The 18,216-nt window shown below is 63.4% G+C and carries 13 protein-coding genes; 9 read left to right on the top strand and 4 right to left on the bottom strand.

What is annotated here, in order from left to right; all coding sequences use genetic code 11:
- Positions 1–24 precede the first annotated feature (24 nt).
- Entirely contained in the window at positions 25–1,782 is a 1,758-nt protein-coding gene (locus tag Q5H89_RS02380) for a T9SS type A sorting domain-containing protein (RefSeq protein WP_305017691.1), read from the bottom strand.
- A 218-nt stretch (positions 1,783–2,000) separates the two neighbouring features.
- On the opposite strand from Q5H89_RS02380, the gene Q5H89_RS02375 reads away from it, so the two are divergent.
- From Q5H89_RS02375 to Q5H89_RS02355, 5 genes are all read left to right on the top strand, one after another.
- Entirely contained in the window at positions 2,001–3,440 is a 1,440-nt protein-coding gene (locus Q5H89_RS02375) for a pectinesterase family protein (protein ID WP_305017690.1), read from the top strand.
- 503 nt (positions 3,441–3,943) lie between these two features.
- On the top strand, positions 3,944–4,168 hold the full coding sequence (locus Q5H89_RS02370; protein ID WP_305017689.1) for a hypothetical protein: 225 nt from the start codon (positions 3,944–3,946) through the stop codon (positions 4,166–4,168).
- A 170-nt stretch (positions 4,169–4,338) separates the two neighbouring features.
- The gene (locus Q5H89_RS02365; protein WP_305017688.1) at positions 4,339–7,755 is read left to right on the top strand and encodes a DUF4394 domain-containing protein; all 3,417 of its coding nucleotides are present in this window, start codon (positions 4,339–4,341) and stop codon (positions 7,753–7,755) included.
- Positions 7,756–7,856: 101 nt separating this feature from the next.
- On the top strand, positions 7,857–8,459 hold the full coding sequence (locus tag Q5H89_RS02360) for a HupE/UreJ family protein (RefSeq protein WP_305017687.1): 603 nt from the start codon (positions 7,857–7,859) through the stop codon (positions 8,457–8,459).
- Between the two features lie 63 nt (positions 8,460–8,522).
- Entirely contained in the window at positions 8,523–10,886 is a 2,364-nt protein-coding gene (locus tag Q5H89_RS02355; protein ID WP_305017686.1) for a M1 family metallopeptidase, read from the top strand.
- Positions 10,887–10,956: 70 nt separating this feature from the next.
- Here Q5H89_RS02355 and Q5H89_RS02350 read toward each other — a convergent pair whose 3' ends face one another.
- The 3 genes from Q5H89_RS02350 to Q5H89_RS02340 all read right to left on the bottom strand — a co-directional run bounded on the left by Q5H89_RS02350 (position 10,957) and on the right by Q5H89_RS02340 (position 14,699).
- Complete coding sequence (locus Q5H89_RS02350; protein WP_305017685.1) at positions 10,957–11,445, bottom strand: hypothetical protein; 489 nt, start codon at positions 11,443–11,445, stop codon at positions 10,957–10,959.
- Positions 11,445–12,800, bottom strand: a complete 1,356-nt coding sequence (locus Q5H89_RS02345) for an AAA family ATPase (RefSeq protein WP_305017684.1) — start codon at positions 12,798–12,800, stop codon at positions 11,445–11,447. Before Q5H89_RS02345 ends, Q5H89_RS02350 begins: the two co-directional genes overlap by 1 nt.
- A gap of 234 nt (positions 12,801–13,034) precedes the next feature.
- On the bottom strand, positions 13,035–14,699 hold the full coding sequence (locus tag Q5H89_RS02340; protein ID WP_305017683.1) for a T9SS type A sorting domain-containing protein: 1,665 nt from the start codon (positions 14,697–14,699) through the stop codon (positions 13,035–13,037).
- Positions 14,700–14,888: 189 nt separating this feature from the next.
- Here Q5H89_RS02340 and Q5H89_RS02335 point away from each other — a divergent pair, with 189 nt between their 5' ends.
- The 4 genes from Q5H89_RS02335 (at position 14,889) to Q5H89_RS02320 (ending at position 18,153) form a co-directional block, all read left to right on the top strand.
- Positions 14,889–15,764, top strand: a complete 876-nt coding sequence (locus Q5H89_RS02335) for a helix-turn-helix domain-containing protein (RefSeq protein WP_305017682.1) — start codon at positions 14,889–14,891, stop codon at positions 15,762–15,764.
- Positions 15,765–15,866: 102 nt separating this feature from the next.
- The gene (locus tag Q5H89_RS02330) at positions 15,867–16,277 is read left to right on the top strand and encodes a DUF983 domain-containing protein (protein ID WP_305017681.1); all 411 of its coding nucleotides are present in this window, start codon (positions 15,867–15,869) and stop codon (positions 16,275–16,277) included.
- 242 nt (positions 16,278–16,519) lie between these two features.
- Positions 16,520–17,167 carry a 2Fe-2S iron-sulfur cluster-binding protein gene (locus Q5H89_RS02325; RefSeq protein WP_305017680.1) on the top strand — a complete coding sequence of 216 codons (648 nt, stop codon included), beginning with the start codon at positions 16,520–16,522 and terminating at the stop codon, positions 17,165–17,167.
- Positions 17,168–17,172: 5 nt separating this feature from the next.
- Positions 17,173–18,153, top strand: coding sequence for an FAD binding domain-containing protein (locus Q5H89_RS02320; RefSeq protein WP_305017679.1), 981 nt, complete (start codon positions 17,173–17,175; stop codon positions 18,151–18,153).
- Positions 18,154–18,216 lie beyond the last annotated feature (63 nt).

The following is an 18,216-nucleotide window of genomic DNA, read 5'->3' as shown; positions in this document are numbered from 1 at the left end:
TAATTGGCAGGCTAGCCACCTTGGTTATTCAGCTTTTACAAATTTGGTGGAGAGGCGCCGGGCGCCCGGGGCGGCCTCGTACACCAGCAGGTAGTTGCCGGCTGCCAGGCGGCTGACATCCAGCGCCGTAGCGGTGCTGCCGGGCGCGGCAGGCACGGTGGCCACCAGGCGGCCATCGAAGCTGTAGATGCTGAGCTGGCCGGCTAGCCCCGCTTGCAGCGGGTGGGCCACGGTGAGGGCTAGCCCCGCCTGCGCCGGGTTGGGGAATACTTGCAGCGCCGCCGCCAGAGTGGCGGCTTTAGCGGTGGCCAGCACCGGGCTGGCCACCAGGCCATTGAGGTAGTTTTCGAGGTTGGAATAGCCGTTAGGGGCCAGGGTGGCGCGGTCGGTGGGGTCGGTGGGGTTGAGGCCCTGGGCGGTTTCGTAGGCGTCGGGCATGCCGTCGTGGTCGGTGTCGGTGGGGGCGGTGGTATTGCAGCTCAGCACCTGCCAGGCCACCTGCGAGGTGCTGTAGGGCGTGCCGTGCGGGTAGCCGCCCTGCACGTCGATGATGGTGCCGGTGCCGTTCTGCACTTCCTGCACAATGCGCTGGTCGATGGGGTCGCGGGTGGGCAGCACGCAGCCCGCGCCGGCCAGCACCGCCGCGTAGGCGGCGGGCGCGGTTTGGGTGGGCAGCACATCGGGGCCAATGGCAAAGGGCTGGAGCACCTTCGACTGGCTGGTGTCGGCCAGCGAGCCGCCGTTCATGGCCACACCGCGCCAGTTGTGGGCCGTAACCACGCCGGAATTGCTGACGAAGTTGCCCGCGATGTAGTACTGGCCGTAGGGCAAGGCCGGGCTGCTTTGCTTGTAGGGGTTAGCCACCATGTTTTTCACGGCCACGCCGGCCGTGCTGTTGCCGCTCGTGCTGGGGCCTGCTTTGTAATAGTTGTTTACCAGGTTGTAGTTGCCGCCCTCGCCGCCGTTCACGGTGTAGGAGCCCCAGTCGTAAATAACATTGTTGGCAAACTCGGCATTTTCCTGGCCGGCACTCACCGGGCTCAGGTTGCGCGAGCCGTCGAAGCGTGGGTTGCGGCCCTGCAAGTGGGCTAGCAGGTTGTGGTGAAACGAGGCGTGGCGCCCGCCCCAGATGCCGCCGTAGCCGTGGCGCTCAAAGTCGGTGTCGCCGGTTTCGAAGTGGTACGAGTAGTTGAGGCCCTCGCTGATGAGGTTCCACTGCAACGTGGTGTTGTCGCCCTTGTAGCAGGTCAGCGACTCATCCTCGCCCCAGCTGAAGGTGCAGTGGTCCACTATCAGCCCGGTGTAGCCGCCGATGGAGTCGAAGGCATCCTCGTCGCCGCTGCCGTTCACCAGGCCCAGGTTCTGGTACTGGTCGCCGAGCCGAAAGCGCATAAAGCGCACAATTACGTTGTTGCCCTTCACCGTGGTCTGCTTGTCGGCCAGACAAATGCCGTCGCCGGGCGCCGTCTGGCCCGCCAGGGTCGTATTGGCCGGAATGGGTAGCTGGGTAACGAGGTGAATGACGCCGCACACCCGAAATACCACCGTGCGGCTGCTATACGTGCCACTCAGGGCCTGGCGCAGGCTGCCCGCGCCCGCGTCGTTGAGATTGGTAACTTCGAGCACCATGGTGGGGCTGGCCGTGCTGCCGCGCCCGCCGGTGGTATACTTGCCGGCGCCCTCGGCCCCCGGAAAAGCGGGCAGCTGGGCCCGGGCGGGGCTAGCGGCCAGGCCCAGCAGCGCCAGGCAAAAAGCCGCCGAACGGGCGTAAAAAGTAGTCATGCAGCCGCGAGTGGGTGGGAAAAGGGCGCCCGCCGCCAGGCGGCGCGTTTCGGGCCCTAATATTACCCGGTGGCCGGGGTGGGGCCGGGGGGCGGGGGCGTATTTTTTTGCGCAATCGATGTCGGCATCGATTGCATAAATAAACTATTGCCAGCAGGGGGCAAATGGATAAGGAGCGAACTGATATTGAGCCCGTTCCCACTCCTGGCTCCTTGCAAATGCCCACAAGTACTACCCGCCCGGCGCGGCGCCCGGCCGGCCGCCTGCGCGCGGGCCTCACCCTGCTGCTGCTGCTGGGCAGCGCCCGGCTGCTGGCCTACCACCTGACCGTGGCCCAGGATGGCAGCGGCGACTACACCACCATTCAGGCAGCCGTGGCGGCTGCGCCGGCCGGCCGCACGGCCGTGTACACCATCTACATCAAGGATGGCATTTACCGCGAAAAGGTGACGGTGCCCGCTACCAAGCCTTTCCTGCAACTGGTGGGGCAAAGCGTGGCCAATACCATCCTCACCTGGCACGACGACAACAAGACGCCCAACGGCGCGGGCGGCACGCTGGGCACCGGCGGCTCGGGCAGCATGGTGGTGAATGCCACCGACTTCTCGGCCCTGAACATGACGTTTGCCAACTCCTACGGCGATGGCTCGCAGGCCGTGGCCGTGAGCCTCTACGCCGACCGGGCCGCGTTTAAAAACTGCCGCTTTATGGGCAACCAGGACACGCTGCTGACCTACGAAAGCGGCGGCGCGGTAGCGCGCCACTACTTTCGCGACTGCTACATCGATGGCAACGTGGATTTTATTTTCGGCAACGCCATCGCCATTTTCGACAACTGCACCATCTACGCCAAGGCGCGGGTGGGGAAGGCGGGCGACTCGTACATCACGGCCGCCAACACGCCGCCCACGCAGCGCTACGGCTACCTGTTTCGGGGGGCCAGAATCCCGGCCAACAACGGCCCCACGCGCTACTACCTGGGCCGGCCCTGGCAAAACGCGGCCCGCTTTTCGGAGGCGGCCGGCACGCTGGCCCACAGCCAGGTAGTGTTCTCCCGCGCCAGGATTGGAGCCAATCAGATTCAGCCCGCCGGCTGGGCCGCCTGGGACGCGGGCACCGACGTAACCAAAATCACGAACGCCGAATTTCAAACCACCTACTTCGATGGGCACCTGGTAAGCACCGGCCCGCGCGTGGGCTGGTCGCAGCAGCTAGCCCCCGCCGACACCCTGGCCTACACCCTGGCCAACCTGTTTGGCCCCGGCACGGGCACGGCCCGCGCCACCGGCGCGCCGGTAGCCGCCGCCTGGCACCCTACCGCGCTAGGGGCTGCTTTTGGTACCTACCGCGCCCCCGACATTGCAGTAGCCAACCTGCGGGCTACGCAGGAGGCTAGCCAGACGGTTATCGCGTGGAACATCAGCTGGGCGATGGCCGGCATCAAATACGAGTTGCAGCGCTCGGCCGATAACCGCGCCTTCACCACCATCGGCACGCAAACGGCGGCCACCGACTCGCTCTACAACTTCTCGGCTGCCGATGCGCCGCCGGCCGCCGGCACGAGCTGCTACTACCGCGTGCTGGCGTCGAAAAAAGGCCTGCCCACGCACACCACGCCCAGCATTGTGGTGGCGGGCGGGCCGGCCACCACCCGCTGAGCGCCCGCGCCTGGCCGCGCCTGCGCAGCACACCTCCGGCACCCCGGCCGTGGCTACCGCGCCAGCGCGCCGAAAAACGGCCCGCCAGCCTCGCGCCAACGCCCCGCCGTGCCCCAAAACCTGGCCCGGCGGCGCCGCGCCCACCGGCGCCGGCAACGGTGCGTTGGCTGGCTAAAGTTATCCTGCAAAAAGCAAAATAAATAAGTGATTAATCCACTTTAGGCTAGGAATTGCCTCGGGCTTTTCGTTACTTTAGCCGCGCTTTAGCTTAACAGCCAGGTAGAAAGCCCTGGCCGTGCGGGCGGCAGGCCAACCACCGGGCCAGACGGGGGTGGGCTACGCTTACTACTCGTGCCCCAAGGCTGCCGCTAGGGGGCGCGGCCTTGGGCTGGGCCAGGGCGGGGGCGCAAACCGCCACAGGCGCTGGCCCCGGCCGGGAGGCCGCTGGCGGGTGGCGGTGGCTGGTAGGTTGCTTACTCGGTCAGTTATGTTACCCGCTGCGTATGAAAACAGTTTACTATCGCTTGCTGCCTGCTAAGATGTTGTTCGCTAGCTACCTGGCCGGCCAGGAGGCTAGCCGGCAGCCGGGGCACCACCAGCTGCCGCTCAGGGGGAGCGAGGCCGGCCGGCTGGCCTGGGCCAGCGTGCACGGGGCGGCTGCCGTGGTGGCAAAAGCCCTGCGGCGACAAGTAAGCCCCGCGCACCGGGCGCGGGCGCTGGGAGCCTAGCCCAAGGGCTTTTTGCCAGCTACCAGGTGTGCGGAAACAGGCAGCGCCGAGGGGGAAGGATAGCAGGGGGATAGACAGGCGCACTACGGCTGATTTTTAAGGGCAAAAATCTGTATTTCAGAAGCTTGCCCTCAAAAATATACTTCTATTCCATCCACTTTTTCTTTCTCATGCTACGAAACATGCTTACTTCTCCTCCTGCTTGCCGGCCACTGGGTGGCCGCCTGTGCCTGCTACTGGTGTGGCTGCTGCTAGCTGCGCCCGCGGCTTTTGGGCAAGCGCCCAGCGTCATCTACGGCCTGCTGAACGTGTACCGCACTACCACGGCCGTGCCGGCCGGCACGGCGGGCAACACTGCTGCTATTCCCAGCTACCCCAAGGGTACCCAAACGCTGGTAGGCATTGACCCCGCCACGGGAATGCTTTTTGGGCAGGGCAATACCACCCTGCCGCCGGTGCTGGTACCCATCGCGGGTATTACTGCCGGGCAGATTCTGGTGGGTATTGATGTGCGCCCCGGCAACGGCGCGCTCTACGGCCTGGGCTACGATACCCTGACTACGGCCACGCAGCTCTACCGCCTGACCCCGCTTATCGTGGCCGGCACTACCAACGTGGTGAGCGGGGCCACGGCCGCGAGCGTGGGGCCGGCCATTAGCCTGCCGCTCGGCAATATTTCGCCCGCGGCCACCAGCAAGCGCATTGGGTTCGACTTTAACCCCGCCGCCGACCTGGCGCGGGTGGTGAGCGCCAACGGCCGCAACTACCGCCTCAACCCCAACACGGGGGCGCTGGTGGCTGCCGATGGCGTGTTGGCTTACGTGCCGAATACCCCGGTTTCCGTGCCCGTGCCTACCGTAACCGGGCCAGCCAGCCCGGCGCCCGCCACTAGCGCGGGCGTGGGCGCCGTGGCGTATACCAATTCGCAGCTGGTGGCCACTTCAACCCAGCTGTACGCCTACGACGAGCTGGACCGCGGGATTCTGTCGCAGGTGCCCGATCCCAACTCGGGCGTGCTTACCAACCCCATCGCAGCATCGTTTTTCATTACTGGCTCGCCATCGGGCCAGGGGCCCTACATTATCACGCCCAAGCTCGTAGCGCTGGATATTGACTTTTACTACAACCGGGCGGCCAGTACCGACGTGGCTTACCTGCTGGAAGTAACCGCCGACCAGCCCGCCGGCTACCACGCCAGCAACCTCTACACGCTCAACGTGAGCAACAACGAGGCGTCGCGCGTGGGCAGTATTCTCACTAGCCCTAACCCCAGCACGATTACCAACCCGCTGATTGCCAACTTTTATTCGCTCGATGTTATCGACATTGCGGCGGGCATCGCGGCCCCGCTTACCTGGTCGGGCTTCGTGAGCGATGAGTGGACCAACCCCCTGAACTGGGTGCCCAACCGTGTGCCGACCAGCAGCGACGACGTGCTCATTCCGGGTACGTATACCCCGGGCGCTACGCTGGCTGAGTCTACTTTCCCGGGCTCCATCCCGACGCCCAACCAGCCGGTGGTGCGCGTGGCGGGGCAGGTCGCCCGCTCCATCCGCATGAATACGGTGGCAACCCTGACCCTCGTTACGCCGGGCTCGCTCAACGTAGCCACCGACTTTGTAAATAATGGCGGCACACTCAATACCACGAGCGGGGCCCTGGTAGTGAGCGGCAGCTACACCGGCACCAACTCGGTGTATAACAACGGCGGTGGTACGCTCACGGTGTCGGGTAGCTTTGCGAACACGACCAGCACTATCAATAGCACCGCGGGCACGCTCACGGTAGGCGGCAGCCTGACCAACACGGGCGGCACCATCACCGGCAGCGGCGGCACTATCACGGTGGGTGGGTCGTTTGTGAACGCCAATGCGGCATCTACGCTAACGCTCAATTCGGGCTTCACCTTCAACCTGGGTGGCAACTTCACCAACACCGGTGGCACGGTGGGCGGCAGCGGCACGGGGCGCCTAGCCCTGACGGGCTCCGTGGTGCAAACCATTGGCGGTACTATCTCGACCTTCCCCAACCTGACGGTGGGCACGGCGAGCGCAGCTACTACGGGCCCGGTCAATATCCGGTCTACGGGTGGCCTGACGCTTAATGGCAACCTGGCCATTGGCAGCGGCCAAGCCTTCACCTTGCTGTCGGATGCTAGCGGCACGGCTTTCGTGGTGAATACTGGCAGCGCCCTGGCCACCGGCACGGCTACGGTGCAGCGCTACATTGCGCCCGCCAACGCCGGCCTGGGTTACCGCCACTACAGCACCCCGGTGCGCGGCAACACGGTGGCCGACTTCACCACCACGGGCTTCACGCCGGTAGTGAACCCTGGCTACAATGGCAGCGCCAACCCCGGCGCGGTGTCGCCCTTCCCCACGGTTTTTGCCTACGACCAATCGCGCCTGAGCCTCAATAACTCGTCGCCCGAGTTCGATAAAGGCTTCTTCTCGCCCAGTGCCCTAACCGACCCGCTTGTAGCGACCGTGGGCTACACCGTGAACCTGCCGGGCACGGCGCTGGTCGATTTTGTGGGCACGCTCAACACCGGCAGCATCTCGCGCATTGGCCTGGCACACGGCACCCAGACCAATGCGGGCTGGCAGTTTTTGGGCAATCCTTACCCGAGTGCCATCAACTACGATGTGGTGCGCACCAATTCTACGGGTATCGAAGCGGCCCTCTACGTGTACCGCAGCACCGGCCCCTACGTTGGCACCTACACCAGCTACGTAAACGGGGTTACCGATAATACGGGCTCTAACGTTCTGCCGGTGGCGCAGGGCTTTTTTGTGCGGGTAGCTACGGGCCAGACGGGCACGGTCAACTTTACCAACGCCGCCCGCCTCACCGTGCCCGATAATACGCTCTTCTACCGCCTGGCTGCCGACCTGCGCCCCCGCCTGGCCCTTACCCTGCGCAACGCTACCCTAGCCAACCAGACCGTAGTGTACTTCGAGCAGGGCGCCACGCCAGACTTCGATATGAACTACGACGCCCACTACCTGGCCGCCACCCACGGCCTCGACCTGGCTACCGACATCGGCTCCGAAGCGCTGTCCATCAATGGCCAGCCGGCCCTGAGCGGCGCGGCCGTGGTGGTGCCGCTGTACCTGCACGCGGCCACGGCGGGCACCTACACCCTGGCCGCAGACGAGCTGGCCAACCTGCCTGCCGGCTATCACGCCTACCTGCGCGATGCCGTGGCGGGCACCTACACCGACTTGGGCACCACCCCCAGCCTCAGCCTCGCGCTGAGCCCAACGGCGGCGCCCACCGGCCGCTACGCGCTGGTAGTGAGCGCGGCCTCGCCGCTGGCCACCGCCCCGGCCAGTGCGGCGCAACTGGTAAGCCTGTATCCCAATCCGGCCCGGGGCACCGCCTCGCTGCTGCCGCAGGCGCTGCGCCCCGGCGCGGCCACGCCGGTAGTGGTGCTCGATAACCTGGGCCGTACCGTGCTCACCCGCACCCTGGCGGCCGGCGCCGAGGCCGTGAGCCTGCCGCTACAGGGGCTGAGCCCCGGCGTGTATGTGGTGCAGGCCCAAACCACGGTGGGCCTCGTAGCCAAAAAGCTGGTAGTAGAATAAGCCCACCCGCCGCCGCGCGCCCTAAAAAGCACCTGCCGAACCTGGTAGGTGCTTTTTAGGGCGCGCCGGCATAAACGGCGCGCCGTGTTTCTTTGTAGTTGATGTCCGTTTTCACCACCTACCTTCAGCTAGGGTTCCTGCACATTTGCAGCTGGCAGGCCACCGACCACCTCACGTTTTTGCTGGCGCTGTGCGCGCCCTACGTGCTGGCCGACTGGCGCCGGGTGGTGGCCCTGGTCACGAGCTTTACGGTGGGCCACTCCATTACGCTGGCGCTGGCCACGCTGGGCGTTGTGGGGGTGCAGGCGCCCCTTATTGAGGCGCTCATTCCGGTGACGATCATCCTCACGGCGCTGGTTAATATGAAGCAGGCCGGCCCGGCGCTCGACCGGCGCTCGCGCCGCGAAACCTCCGTGCTATGGGCCGCGCCCAATGCGCTGGCCGCCGCCTTTGGCCTCATTCACGGCCTGGGTTTTTCCAACTACCTGCGGGCGCTGCTAGGGGCCAAAAGCCGCCCGGTGGCCGAGCTGCTGTCCTTTAACCTGGGCGTAGAGCTGGGGCAATTGCTGGTGGTGAGCGCCATTTTGCTGCTGGGTTTTGTGCTGCTGCGCATGGTGGGTGTGGCCCGGCGCGACTGGATACTCACGGTGAGCGGCGCGGCGTTGGGGGTGGCTACGCTGCTGTTGTTGCAGCTGCGGGGCTAGCTGCCGCAACCTCCGGCTTATCTTCGCCGCCTTTAGCAGTTGTTTCTCATTTAATCTTCGTTTATGCGCATTTCGCTACTGGCCGCCGGGCTAGGGCTGCTGCTGGCACCGGCAATCGGCCGGGCCCAGACCACCAACTCGGGCACCGACAAGTTTGAGCAGCTCGGCACCGAGCTGCCTACCCCCAACGAGTACCGCACCGCCAGCGGCGCGCCGGGCGCCAAGTATTGGCAGCAGTGCGCCGACTACAACATCCGCGTGAGCCTCGACGACGCCAAGCAGGCCATTACGGGCTCGGAAACAATAACGTACACCAACCTCTCGCCCGATGTGCTGCCCTACCTGTGGGTGCAGCTCGACCAGAACATTCTGGCCAAAAACTCCATCACGGCCGCCACCAACGTGGGGCAGGTGAGCAACGGTCGCCTCTCGTTTCAGGAGCTGGATAACCAGATGGCGACGGCTGAGTTTGACGGCGGCTACAAAATTGCGGCCGTGACTGACGCCGGCGGCAAAGCCCTGAAATACACCATCAACCACACCATGATGCGCGTGGACCTGCCCACCGCGCTACGGCCGGGCCAGAAGGTGAGCTTCGGCGTGAAGTGGAGCTACAACATCAGCGACCAGCTCAAAATCAACGAGCGCAGCGGCTACGAGTACTTCCCGGCCGATAAAAACTACCTCTACGAAATCGCGCAGTTTTACCCGCGCATGGCCGTCTACTCCGACGCCACGGGCTGGCAGAACAAGCAGTTTTTGGGCAACGGCGAGTTTACGCTGCCCTTCGGCGACTACCGCGTGAGCATCACCGCGCCCGCCGACCACGTGGTGGGCGCCACCGGCACGCTCCAAAACCCCGACCAGGTGCTGAGCAGTGCCCAGCGCCAGCGGCTAGCCCAGGCCCGCACCGCCAAGAAGCCGGTGCTCATCGTGACCCAGGCTGAAGCCACCCAGGCCGAAGGCAAGCGGGCCAGCGGCACCAAAACCTGGACCTTCGCCGCCAAAAACGTGCGTGACTTTGCCTGGGCCAGCTCGCGCAAGTTCATCTGGGATGCCATGGGTATTTCGCAGAATGGCGTGCCGGTGCTCTGCATGAGCTACTACCCCAAGGAGGGCAACCCGCTGTGGGGCCAGTACTCGACCGAGGTGGTGGCGCACACCATCAAAACGTACTCGAAATTCACCATCCCTTACGCTTACCCGGTGGCCATTTCGGTGCACGGGCCGGTGGGCGGCATGGAGTACCCGATGATTTGCTTTAACGGCGGCCGCCCCGAGAAGGACGGCACCTACTCGGCCGACCGCAAATACGGGATGATTTCGGTGATTATCCACGAAGTGGGCCACAACTTCTTCCCGATGATTGTGAACTCCGACGAGCGCCAGTGGACCTGGATGGATGAGGGCCTCAACACCTTCTGTCAGTACCTCACCGAGCAGGAGTGGGAGCGCAACTACCCGAGCCGCCGCGGCGAGCCCCGCAACATCGTGGACTACATGCGCACCGACAAGAGCCTGCAAACCCCGATTATGACCAACTCGGAGAGCGTGTTGCAGTTTGGCAACAACGCCTACGGCAAGCCCGCCACGGCCCTCAACATCCTGCGCGAAACGGTAATGGGCCGCGAGCTGTTCGACTACGCCTTCAAGACCTACGCCACGCGCTGGGCCTACAAGCACCCGCAACCGGCCGACTTCTTCCGCACCATGGAAGACGCCTCGGCGGTGGACCTCGACTGGTTCTGGCGCGGCTGGTTCTACGGCACCGACCGCTGCGACATCTCGCTGGAAGGCGTGAAATATTTCCGCCCCAGCTCCAAGAACCCCAGCGTGGAAAGCAAGCGGATGATTACCGAGCGCCAGGCCCAGCTGCCCAGCCTTTCGGCCCAGCGCAATGCTACCGACCTCAAAACCACTGCCGTAGACGACAAGCCTGAGCTGAAGGACTTCTACAACAGCTACGACCCGCTGACCGTGACCGACGCCGACCAGCAGCGCTACAACCAGTATATCAGCACCCTGAGCCCCGCCCAGCAGCAGCGCCTGAACGGCAACCTGAACCTCTACGAGCTGAGCCTGCGCAACGTGGGCGGCCTCGTGATGCCGGTGGTGCTGCAAATGACCTACGACGACGGCACCCAGGAAACCCAGACCATTCCGGCTGAAATCTGGCGCAAGAACAACGAGCAGGTAACCAAGCTCATCATCTCGCCCAAAAACGTGGTGTCGTTCGTCATCGACCCGCTACAGCAAACGGCCGACACCGACATCTCGAACAACGCTTACCCGCGCCAGCCCTCAGCCTCGCGCTTCGACCTGTTCCAGGCTGGCCAAACGGGCAACAACGCCCCCCAGGCCAACCCCATGCGGGCCGCGAAGGAGCCCCAGATTGAAAAGCGGGAAAACAAGCCCAACCCGCAGTAGGGGAGGGGCTAGCCTAGCGCTAACAAAAAGCGTCTGCCGGTACCGGCAGACGCTTTTTGTTAGCGCTAGGCTAGCGGCGCGGCTTGGTCATTTCCTCCATGCAGAGAAATTCAATTTGTACGCCGTTTCGGTTGAGCGCCGCATGGTCCTTGTGCCAATCGGTGTCGGTGGCGTTAACGATGGGCGGATTTGCCGCGTGAGTCAGGGCCGCGGCTACAAACTTGCGGTCAGAGGGGTCGAAGGCGGCTAGCGCAGGGTCGTTAGGGAAAGCGGCGAAGCTACCGTCTTCGGCTAACTCCAAAGTGGCTAGCTCACAATGCTTTGAATTGGTATGGTTGCGCCAGGCCCACAGCAAAAAGGCATCGCCCACGCCCGGCTGGCCCGTCGGGCTGAGCTTGTTCTGATACTCTTTCAGGATGAGAAAACCACTATCTAATACCAGCTTTTCGGCGGTTTGTAATTGCACAAGCCGCTGCACGGCCGTTAGCACGCAGGCCGGCCCCGCGTCCGATTTACCGTTGGCGGCCAGCGGTACGTTGGTGTCGATGAGATAATGCATCAGGAAGGCTGCTGGCGCATCCGGCGCTCCATTTCGGCCTTCATCATGGCGGCGGCTTCGCCCATCGTATCGCCAAAGAAGCCCTCGGGCCAGTTGTTGATGTTACCGTACTCGTCCAGCTCCAGCGGCGTGAGCTTGGATTTACCAGCCTCGATAGACGTAAAATAGAGCTTGATATCGTCCGGCGCAATCAGCTCCTCGGCCATGCGCCGTTGCAGGCGCTGCAATAAATGCTCGCTGTGGCTTTCCAGAATAATCTGCAATTTCCGGCGCTTGATGGCGTCGATAAATACGTCGGCTAGTCCCGCCTGCACGGCTGGGTGCAGGTGTATCTCGGGCTGCTCCAGAATAACCGTGGAGCCCTCCGGCACATAAAACAGCAGCACCAGCACCGGCAGTATCTGCGACACGCCAAAGCCCACGTCGGTCAGAAACACGCTCGCCGACTCGGCCGTGCGCTGGATGCGCACCTCGTATTCCTTGCGATTGGGCGCAATGGGCTGCACTTTGAAGGAATAAATCAGGCCGAGTTCTTTTAGCCAGTGCGCTACGTGCTCTTCGACCGTGCGGCTCCAGTCACCTTTACCCATGCTAATAGTTGGGCCTTGATTGCGAGAAGCTAATAAGGCTGATATAGCTCGTTCACCTCGGTTCCCTACACCATCGGGCTCACCACCTCCCCATACATAAGTTCGGCGTGGATAATCACGTAGTGGCCCTAGGTAATAAATGTCAGACAGTGTCCTTTCAAGGGAATAAGTCAAATCTTGAATGTCAGATGTGTCTGCGAAGTACTTAAATAGTTCGAATGGAAATCCATAAAACTTAATAGGTCTGGAAATAATAACAGGATTATCTTCCATTGTATCGCTGCCCATTATTACATTAAAAACAGTGTAATAACTGTCTTTTTCTTCTGTAGCAATATGCTGTACTCCAATTTTCCAGCCCTCTCTTTCGTAAGAGAAAGAGTTTAAATAATTGAGTTCCTGTTCTACTTCTATTGACGCTAAAAATTTTATTTGCTGTCGTCCAATTTCTTCAGGCCCATCCATTCTACTTGGGTCAAAAAGGATAATTGGTGCATTAAATGAGAGTGTAAAGTCTAATGTAGTCGCGCTCCGATAAACAGTATCTTGTAAAGTACCAAGGTCCACATATGACTTATCATCTCCAATGTCTATTATCTGTGACCTGTCCGACGACTCCACGGTCTGCTTGAGCATCAGTAGAAATTGCAGGATGCTGCTCTTGCCCGACGAGTTGGTGCCGAAGAAGCCGGTGAGGCTGCCGAAGGCCATGTCGCCGGTATCCTGCCAGGATTTGAAGTTTTGGATGCGGAGGCGTTCGAGCATGGGCGTAGGAGTAAGGCGAAAAACAAAGCTAGTGCCGCCCAGCCCTCGTTTCTTGCGCCCCTTATGAAGCCCGCCACCCTGCCCGTATTGCCGCTAGCCGCCTTCCCGCCGCCACTATAGGCAGAACCACGAAAACAAGCCAACCCGCAGTAGAGAAGCGGCTAGCCTAGCTTCAACAGAAAAGCGTCTGCCGGTACCGGCAGACGCTTTTCTGTTGAAGCTAGGCGAAGCTGCTTACTCCACCGTGAGGCGGCTGGCCCACTGCTCGCCGCTAGGGGCAGTGGCCTGCACCACGTAGAGGCCGGGCGCCAGGCCCGCCAGCGGCAGCGAGGGGCTGGCCGCTGTGCGGCGGGCCACCCGGCCCAGGCCATCGATGAGCGTAAGCTGCGTGCCGCTGGGCAGTGTGGGCAGCGACACGGCCGTGGCAGCCGCAGCCGGGTTGGGGTAGAGGGCTAGCGGGGCAGCGGCCACCGCGGCGCGGGTAGCCATGACCGTGCCGCCGCTCAAGGAAGCCACGAAGGGTGTGCCGGTGGTAGTGGTGGTGGCCGGCGAAACGAGCGCCGTGCTGCCAAACAAGCCATTGCCATTGAAAAGGCCGGCCACCACGGGCTTGCCCGCCGCGTCGAGGCCAATGCTGGTGGCTAGCTCGTCGCCGGTGCCCGCGCTTTGCTGCGTCCAGCGCAACGTGCCATTGGCCGAGTAGCTCGCCACCAGGGCCTCGATGCCGCCGGTGCCCGTCAGGGTTTTGCCCGGCAAGGTGGCCTGGCCGCTGAAATGCCCGGCCAGGTAGATATTGCCGGCCGCATCGGCGGCTACGCTGCGGTAGCCGCCCGCCAGCGTGGCCTGCAAATCGCGCGACCACACCACGGCGCCGGCCGTCGGCTCCAGCACCGACACGAAGCCCGTGCTGGCCGTAGTAGACCCGGCCGTGATGGGGCTGGCCAGCGAGCCGGCGGGCACCGCGAAGCCCGGCACCACCAGCCGGCCCCCACTGTCGAGGCCCGCAAGCATCGGAATATCCACGCCCGCCCCGCCCAGGCGCTGCGCCCACAGCGGCGTGCCCTGTGGGTCGTATTTTATGACCAGCGCGTCATAATCGCCCTTGCCAGCGGGCAGCGTGAGGCCACCAAAGCCGCCGGCCGTGGGCGGAAAGGTCCAGAGAAAGTAAACGCTACCGCCCGGCTCGGCTACCAAGTGGTTTAGGGTCAAAGCGGTAGGGGTGCCGGCTAGCACGCTGCCCCCCTGCCGCGCCCACTGCACCACGCCCGCCGCCGATACTTTGACGATAAACTGGTCGATGCCGTAGGTCGTGGTAATGGGCGTCGTAAGCTCGAAGGTGCCGAAGGTGGCGCTCAGGGCGAAGGTGCCGCTCAGATAGTAGTTGCCGGCCGCGTCGCTGGCCAGGCTGGCCGGAATCGTGATGCTGGCATTGCCCACCTCGCGCAGGTACTGCACCTGGCCCTGGTCGGTGAGCTGCGCCAGCACCAGCGACGAGCTGAAATTACTCGTGTTGAAGGTAGTTGAGCCGAACTGCGCGCCGTCGCCGGCCAGCCCTAGCAGCGCGAGCTTACCGCTGGCATCAATAATTATCTTTTGAAACGACTCGTTGCCGGTACCTCCCAACTGGCGGTACCACAGCAAGTTGCCGGTCGGGCCATACTTGGCCACGATGCCATCTTGCAGGCCCTGGCTCGTCACCGTGGTGCCCGGCGCTAGGGTCACGGTCTGCGTGAAGGCACTGGCCAGGTAGGTATTGCCCGCCGCATCGTGGGCAAAAGAGGGGGCAAAATTGAAGGATGGCGTGATGGGCAGGCCCGCGGCCGACGCCCAGCCAGGGCCCGTTTGGGCGCTGGCCGCTAGGGTTAACATGCTCAGTAAGCCAGTAAAAAGTTTTCTCATGTAAGAAAGGTGAAGAAAAATGCAGCCAAATATAGCAGCGCATCCGTCTCGGCAATAGCCGGAACTGAAAATTGTAAAAAACCAGCATGAGTAGGCTGGCAGCGCCCCTAGCCAAAAGCAACTAAGGCCGTTCCGCCCGCAGCCCGGGCGCGCTATTGTCGGCCAGGTCCTTTCTTGCGGCTTGTTATTATGAAGCCCGCCACCCTGCCCGTATTGCCGCTAGCCGCCTTTCCGGCGCCCGAAGCCACCGGGCCCACTGCGCGCCGGCCCTACTACGTGCAGCGCCTCGCAACCCACGCGGCGCGGTTTCCGGGCGTGAGCGCGCCGCACGCGCACGACTTCTATTTGCTGCTGTATATCACGCAGGGCGGCGGCACGCATACTATTGATTTGCAAGCATATGAGCTGCGGCCGGGCGCGCTGTTTTTTCTGGCGCCGGGGCAGGTGCACGGCTGGGACCTGAGCCCCGACGCGGCGGGCTACATCGTGTTTTTCGAGGCCGAGTTTTATCAGCGGCGCTACCCGGCGGGCCGGCTGCAAGGCTACCCGTTTTTCGACCCCGGCCACCTGCCGGTGCGGTACCTGGCGCCGGCCGAAACGCCCATTGCGCCGCTGCTGGGCCAGCTCTGGGCCGAGGCCGGCCCGCCCGCCGCACCCGACGATGAGTTGGTGGCCGCCTACCTGTTTCTGATTTTGGAGCTGGCCGCCCGGCACTACCCCGCGGCGCCCGCGCCGGCCGCCGCGCTGGGCCGCCAGCAGGTGAGCGAGTTTAGCCGGCTGCTCAACCAGCACTTTCGGCACGAAAAAACGGTGGCTTTTTACGCCGCTAAGTTGCACGTCACGCCCAATCACCTCACGGCCATTTGCCAGCGGGTGGTGGGGCGTCCGGCCCGCGACCTCATCCTGGCCCGCGTGATGGCCGAGGCCCAGCGCCAGCTGCGCCACTCGGCCGACCCAGTAGCCCAGCTAGCCCGGGCTCTGGGCTACGACGATGCGTCGTATTTCAGCCGGGCCTTCAAAAAGCACGTAGGCGTAACCCCCGAGGCTTTTCGGCGGCAGCGTTGATTTGTGCGGTTTTTGCCCGTGCGCGGCTCTGTTGGCGGGCTAGGGGGGCCGGTACCTTTGCCGGGTCATTCAGCGTTTCGCTTTTGCCCACTATCAACTGCTATGTCTACCGCCGCCGCTCCCATCGAATCGTCTACGCTTGCGCTACTGGCTTTACGCTGCCCGCGCTGCCATCAGGGCAAGCTGTTTTCGCACTCTGCGCTCAGCCTCACCAGGTTTACCGACATGCCGGCCGAGTGCCCGGTGTGCGGGCAAACGTTTGAGCCCGAGCCGGGCTTCTACTTCGGAGCCATGTACATCAGCTTTGGCTTTGCGGTGGGCACGTTTGCCGTGGTGGGCATCTTACTGTATTACCTGGCCGGCGACCCGCCCACGTGGGTGTACGTGGTGGCCGTGGCCATTATCACGCTCATTTCGACGCCGCTGGTCTTTCGCTACTCGCGGGCGCTGATGCTGTACCTGTTTGGCGGCACGCGCTACGACCCCACGCGGGCGGCGCGGCACGCGCACTAGCCAGCCCTGCGGCTACTTAGTAGAGAAAGACCCGTTGGCTAGCCAGCGGGTCTTTTTTTAGGGTAACGATTCAGGTTTGGTGATACCTTCTAGGCCCTTAGCAGCTTATCAAAAACTACGATTGAGGTTAGGCAGCCGGGCTGCCCCAAGCCGAAGATTAAGCTCGGCAAATGGGTAAAAATCAAGAAACAACGCCTCCGGTTTCTGCGTACTACTTAACAGCCTCACCACGCGCTGCCCGTATGTACCCTGACGACCAAACTCCCGACGCGGCCAACCCGACGCCGCAAGGCCCCTCGCGCCGCTCTTTTCTCAAGCAAACCGGCGGCTTGCTGGGCGTAGCCTTGGCCCCGCCCATCGCCAGCCAGGCCGAAGCCCTGGCTGATAAGCTGGCCCCGGCTAGCCCCGTTCTCTCTGGCTCAACCCCCATGAGCCTTAACATCAACGGCCAGGTTAAAAGCCTGCGCCTGGAGCCGCGCACCACGCTGCTCGACGCCCTGCGCGAATACATGGACCTGACCGGCACCAAGAAAGGCTGCGACCACGGCCAGTGCGGCGCCTGCACCGTGCACGTCGATGGCCGCCGCGTCAACGCCTGCCTCACGCTGGCCGTGATGGCCCAGGGCAAGCAAATCACGACCATCGAGGGCCTGGCGAAAGGCGAAGAGCTGCACCCCATGCAGGAAGCTTTCCTCAAGCACGACGGCTTTCAGTGCGGCTACTGCACGCCGGGCCAAATCATGAGTGGCGTAGCCTGCGTGAAGGAAGGCCACGCTACCACCGACGACCAGGCCCGCGAGTGGATGAGCGGCAACATCTGCCGCTGCGGCGCCTACCCCAATATTCTGGCCGCCGTGCGCGACGTAGCCGGGCAATCTGCTAAAGGCTAACTCTGATGGATAATTTCGCCTACACCCAGGCCGCTTCTACCAAAGAAGCCACTACGGCCAAGGAAACCGATAAACAAGCCGCCTTCATTGGCGGCGGCACTACGCTGCTCGACATCATGAAGTCGAACATCGAGCATCATACCTTGCTGATTGACATTAATAAGCTCTCGCTGCTGGGCATTGAGAACGCGGCCACCGGCCTGCGCATCGGCGCCCTGGAGCGCATGAGCGACGTGGGCGAGCACCCGCAAGTGGTGCAGAACTACCCGGTTATCTCGCAGGCGCTGCTAGCCTCGGCCTCGCCGCAGCTGCGCAACATGGCCAGCATGGGCGGCAACCTGCTGCAGAAAACCCGCTGCGGCTACTACCGCGATGTGGCTTTTCCGTGCAACAAGCGCGTGCCCGGCTCGGGCTGCCCCGCCCAGCAGGGCGACAATCGTACCTTGGCCATCTTCGGCACCAGCCCCAGCTGCATTGCCACCAACGCCTCCGACCTGGCCGTGGCCTTGGTGGCCCTCGACGCCAGGCTGACGCTGGAAAACCCCAAGGGTGCCACGCGCACCGTGCCGCTGGTCGATTTCTACAAGCTACCCGGCTCGACGCCGCACATTGAAAACCAGTTGCAGCCCGGTGAGCTGATTACGGCCATTACGGTGCCGGCCGCCGCGCACGCCCGCAAGTCGCACTACCTCAAGGTGCGCGACCGGGCTAGCTACGCCTACGCGCTGACTTCGGCCGCCGTGGGGCTCGATGTGCAGGGCGGCGTTATTCGCTCGGCTCGGGTGGCGCTGGGTGGCGTGGGCACCGTGCCCTGGCGCGTGCCCGCCGTGGAAAAAGCCTTGGTGGGCAAGGCGCCGACGGAGGAAAGCTTCCGCGCCGCTGCCGCCCTGGCCGTGCGCGACGCGGCCCCGCGCGAGCACAATAAATTCAAGGTAGAGCTAGCCCAGCGCACGCTGGTGCGGGCCTTGCTGGAAGTCGTTGCCTAAATCAGTTATCAATTGTCAGTGAGTACTATACAGGTGCTTGGTGAGCCGCAAAGCAGGCTTTTG

The organism is Hymenobacter cheonanensis (genome assembly GCF_030581075.1).
Lineage (GTDB): Bacteria > Bacteroidota > Bacteroidia > Cytophagales > Hymenobacteraceae > Hymenobacter.
The sequence above is the reverse complement of the archived record's forward strand: the minus strand, read 5'-3'. Positions and strand labels throughout refer to the sequence as shown.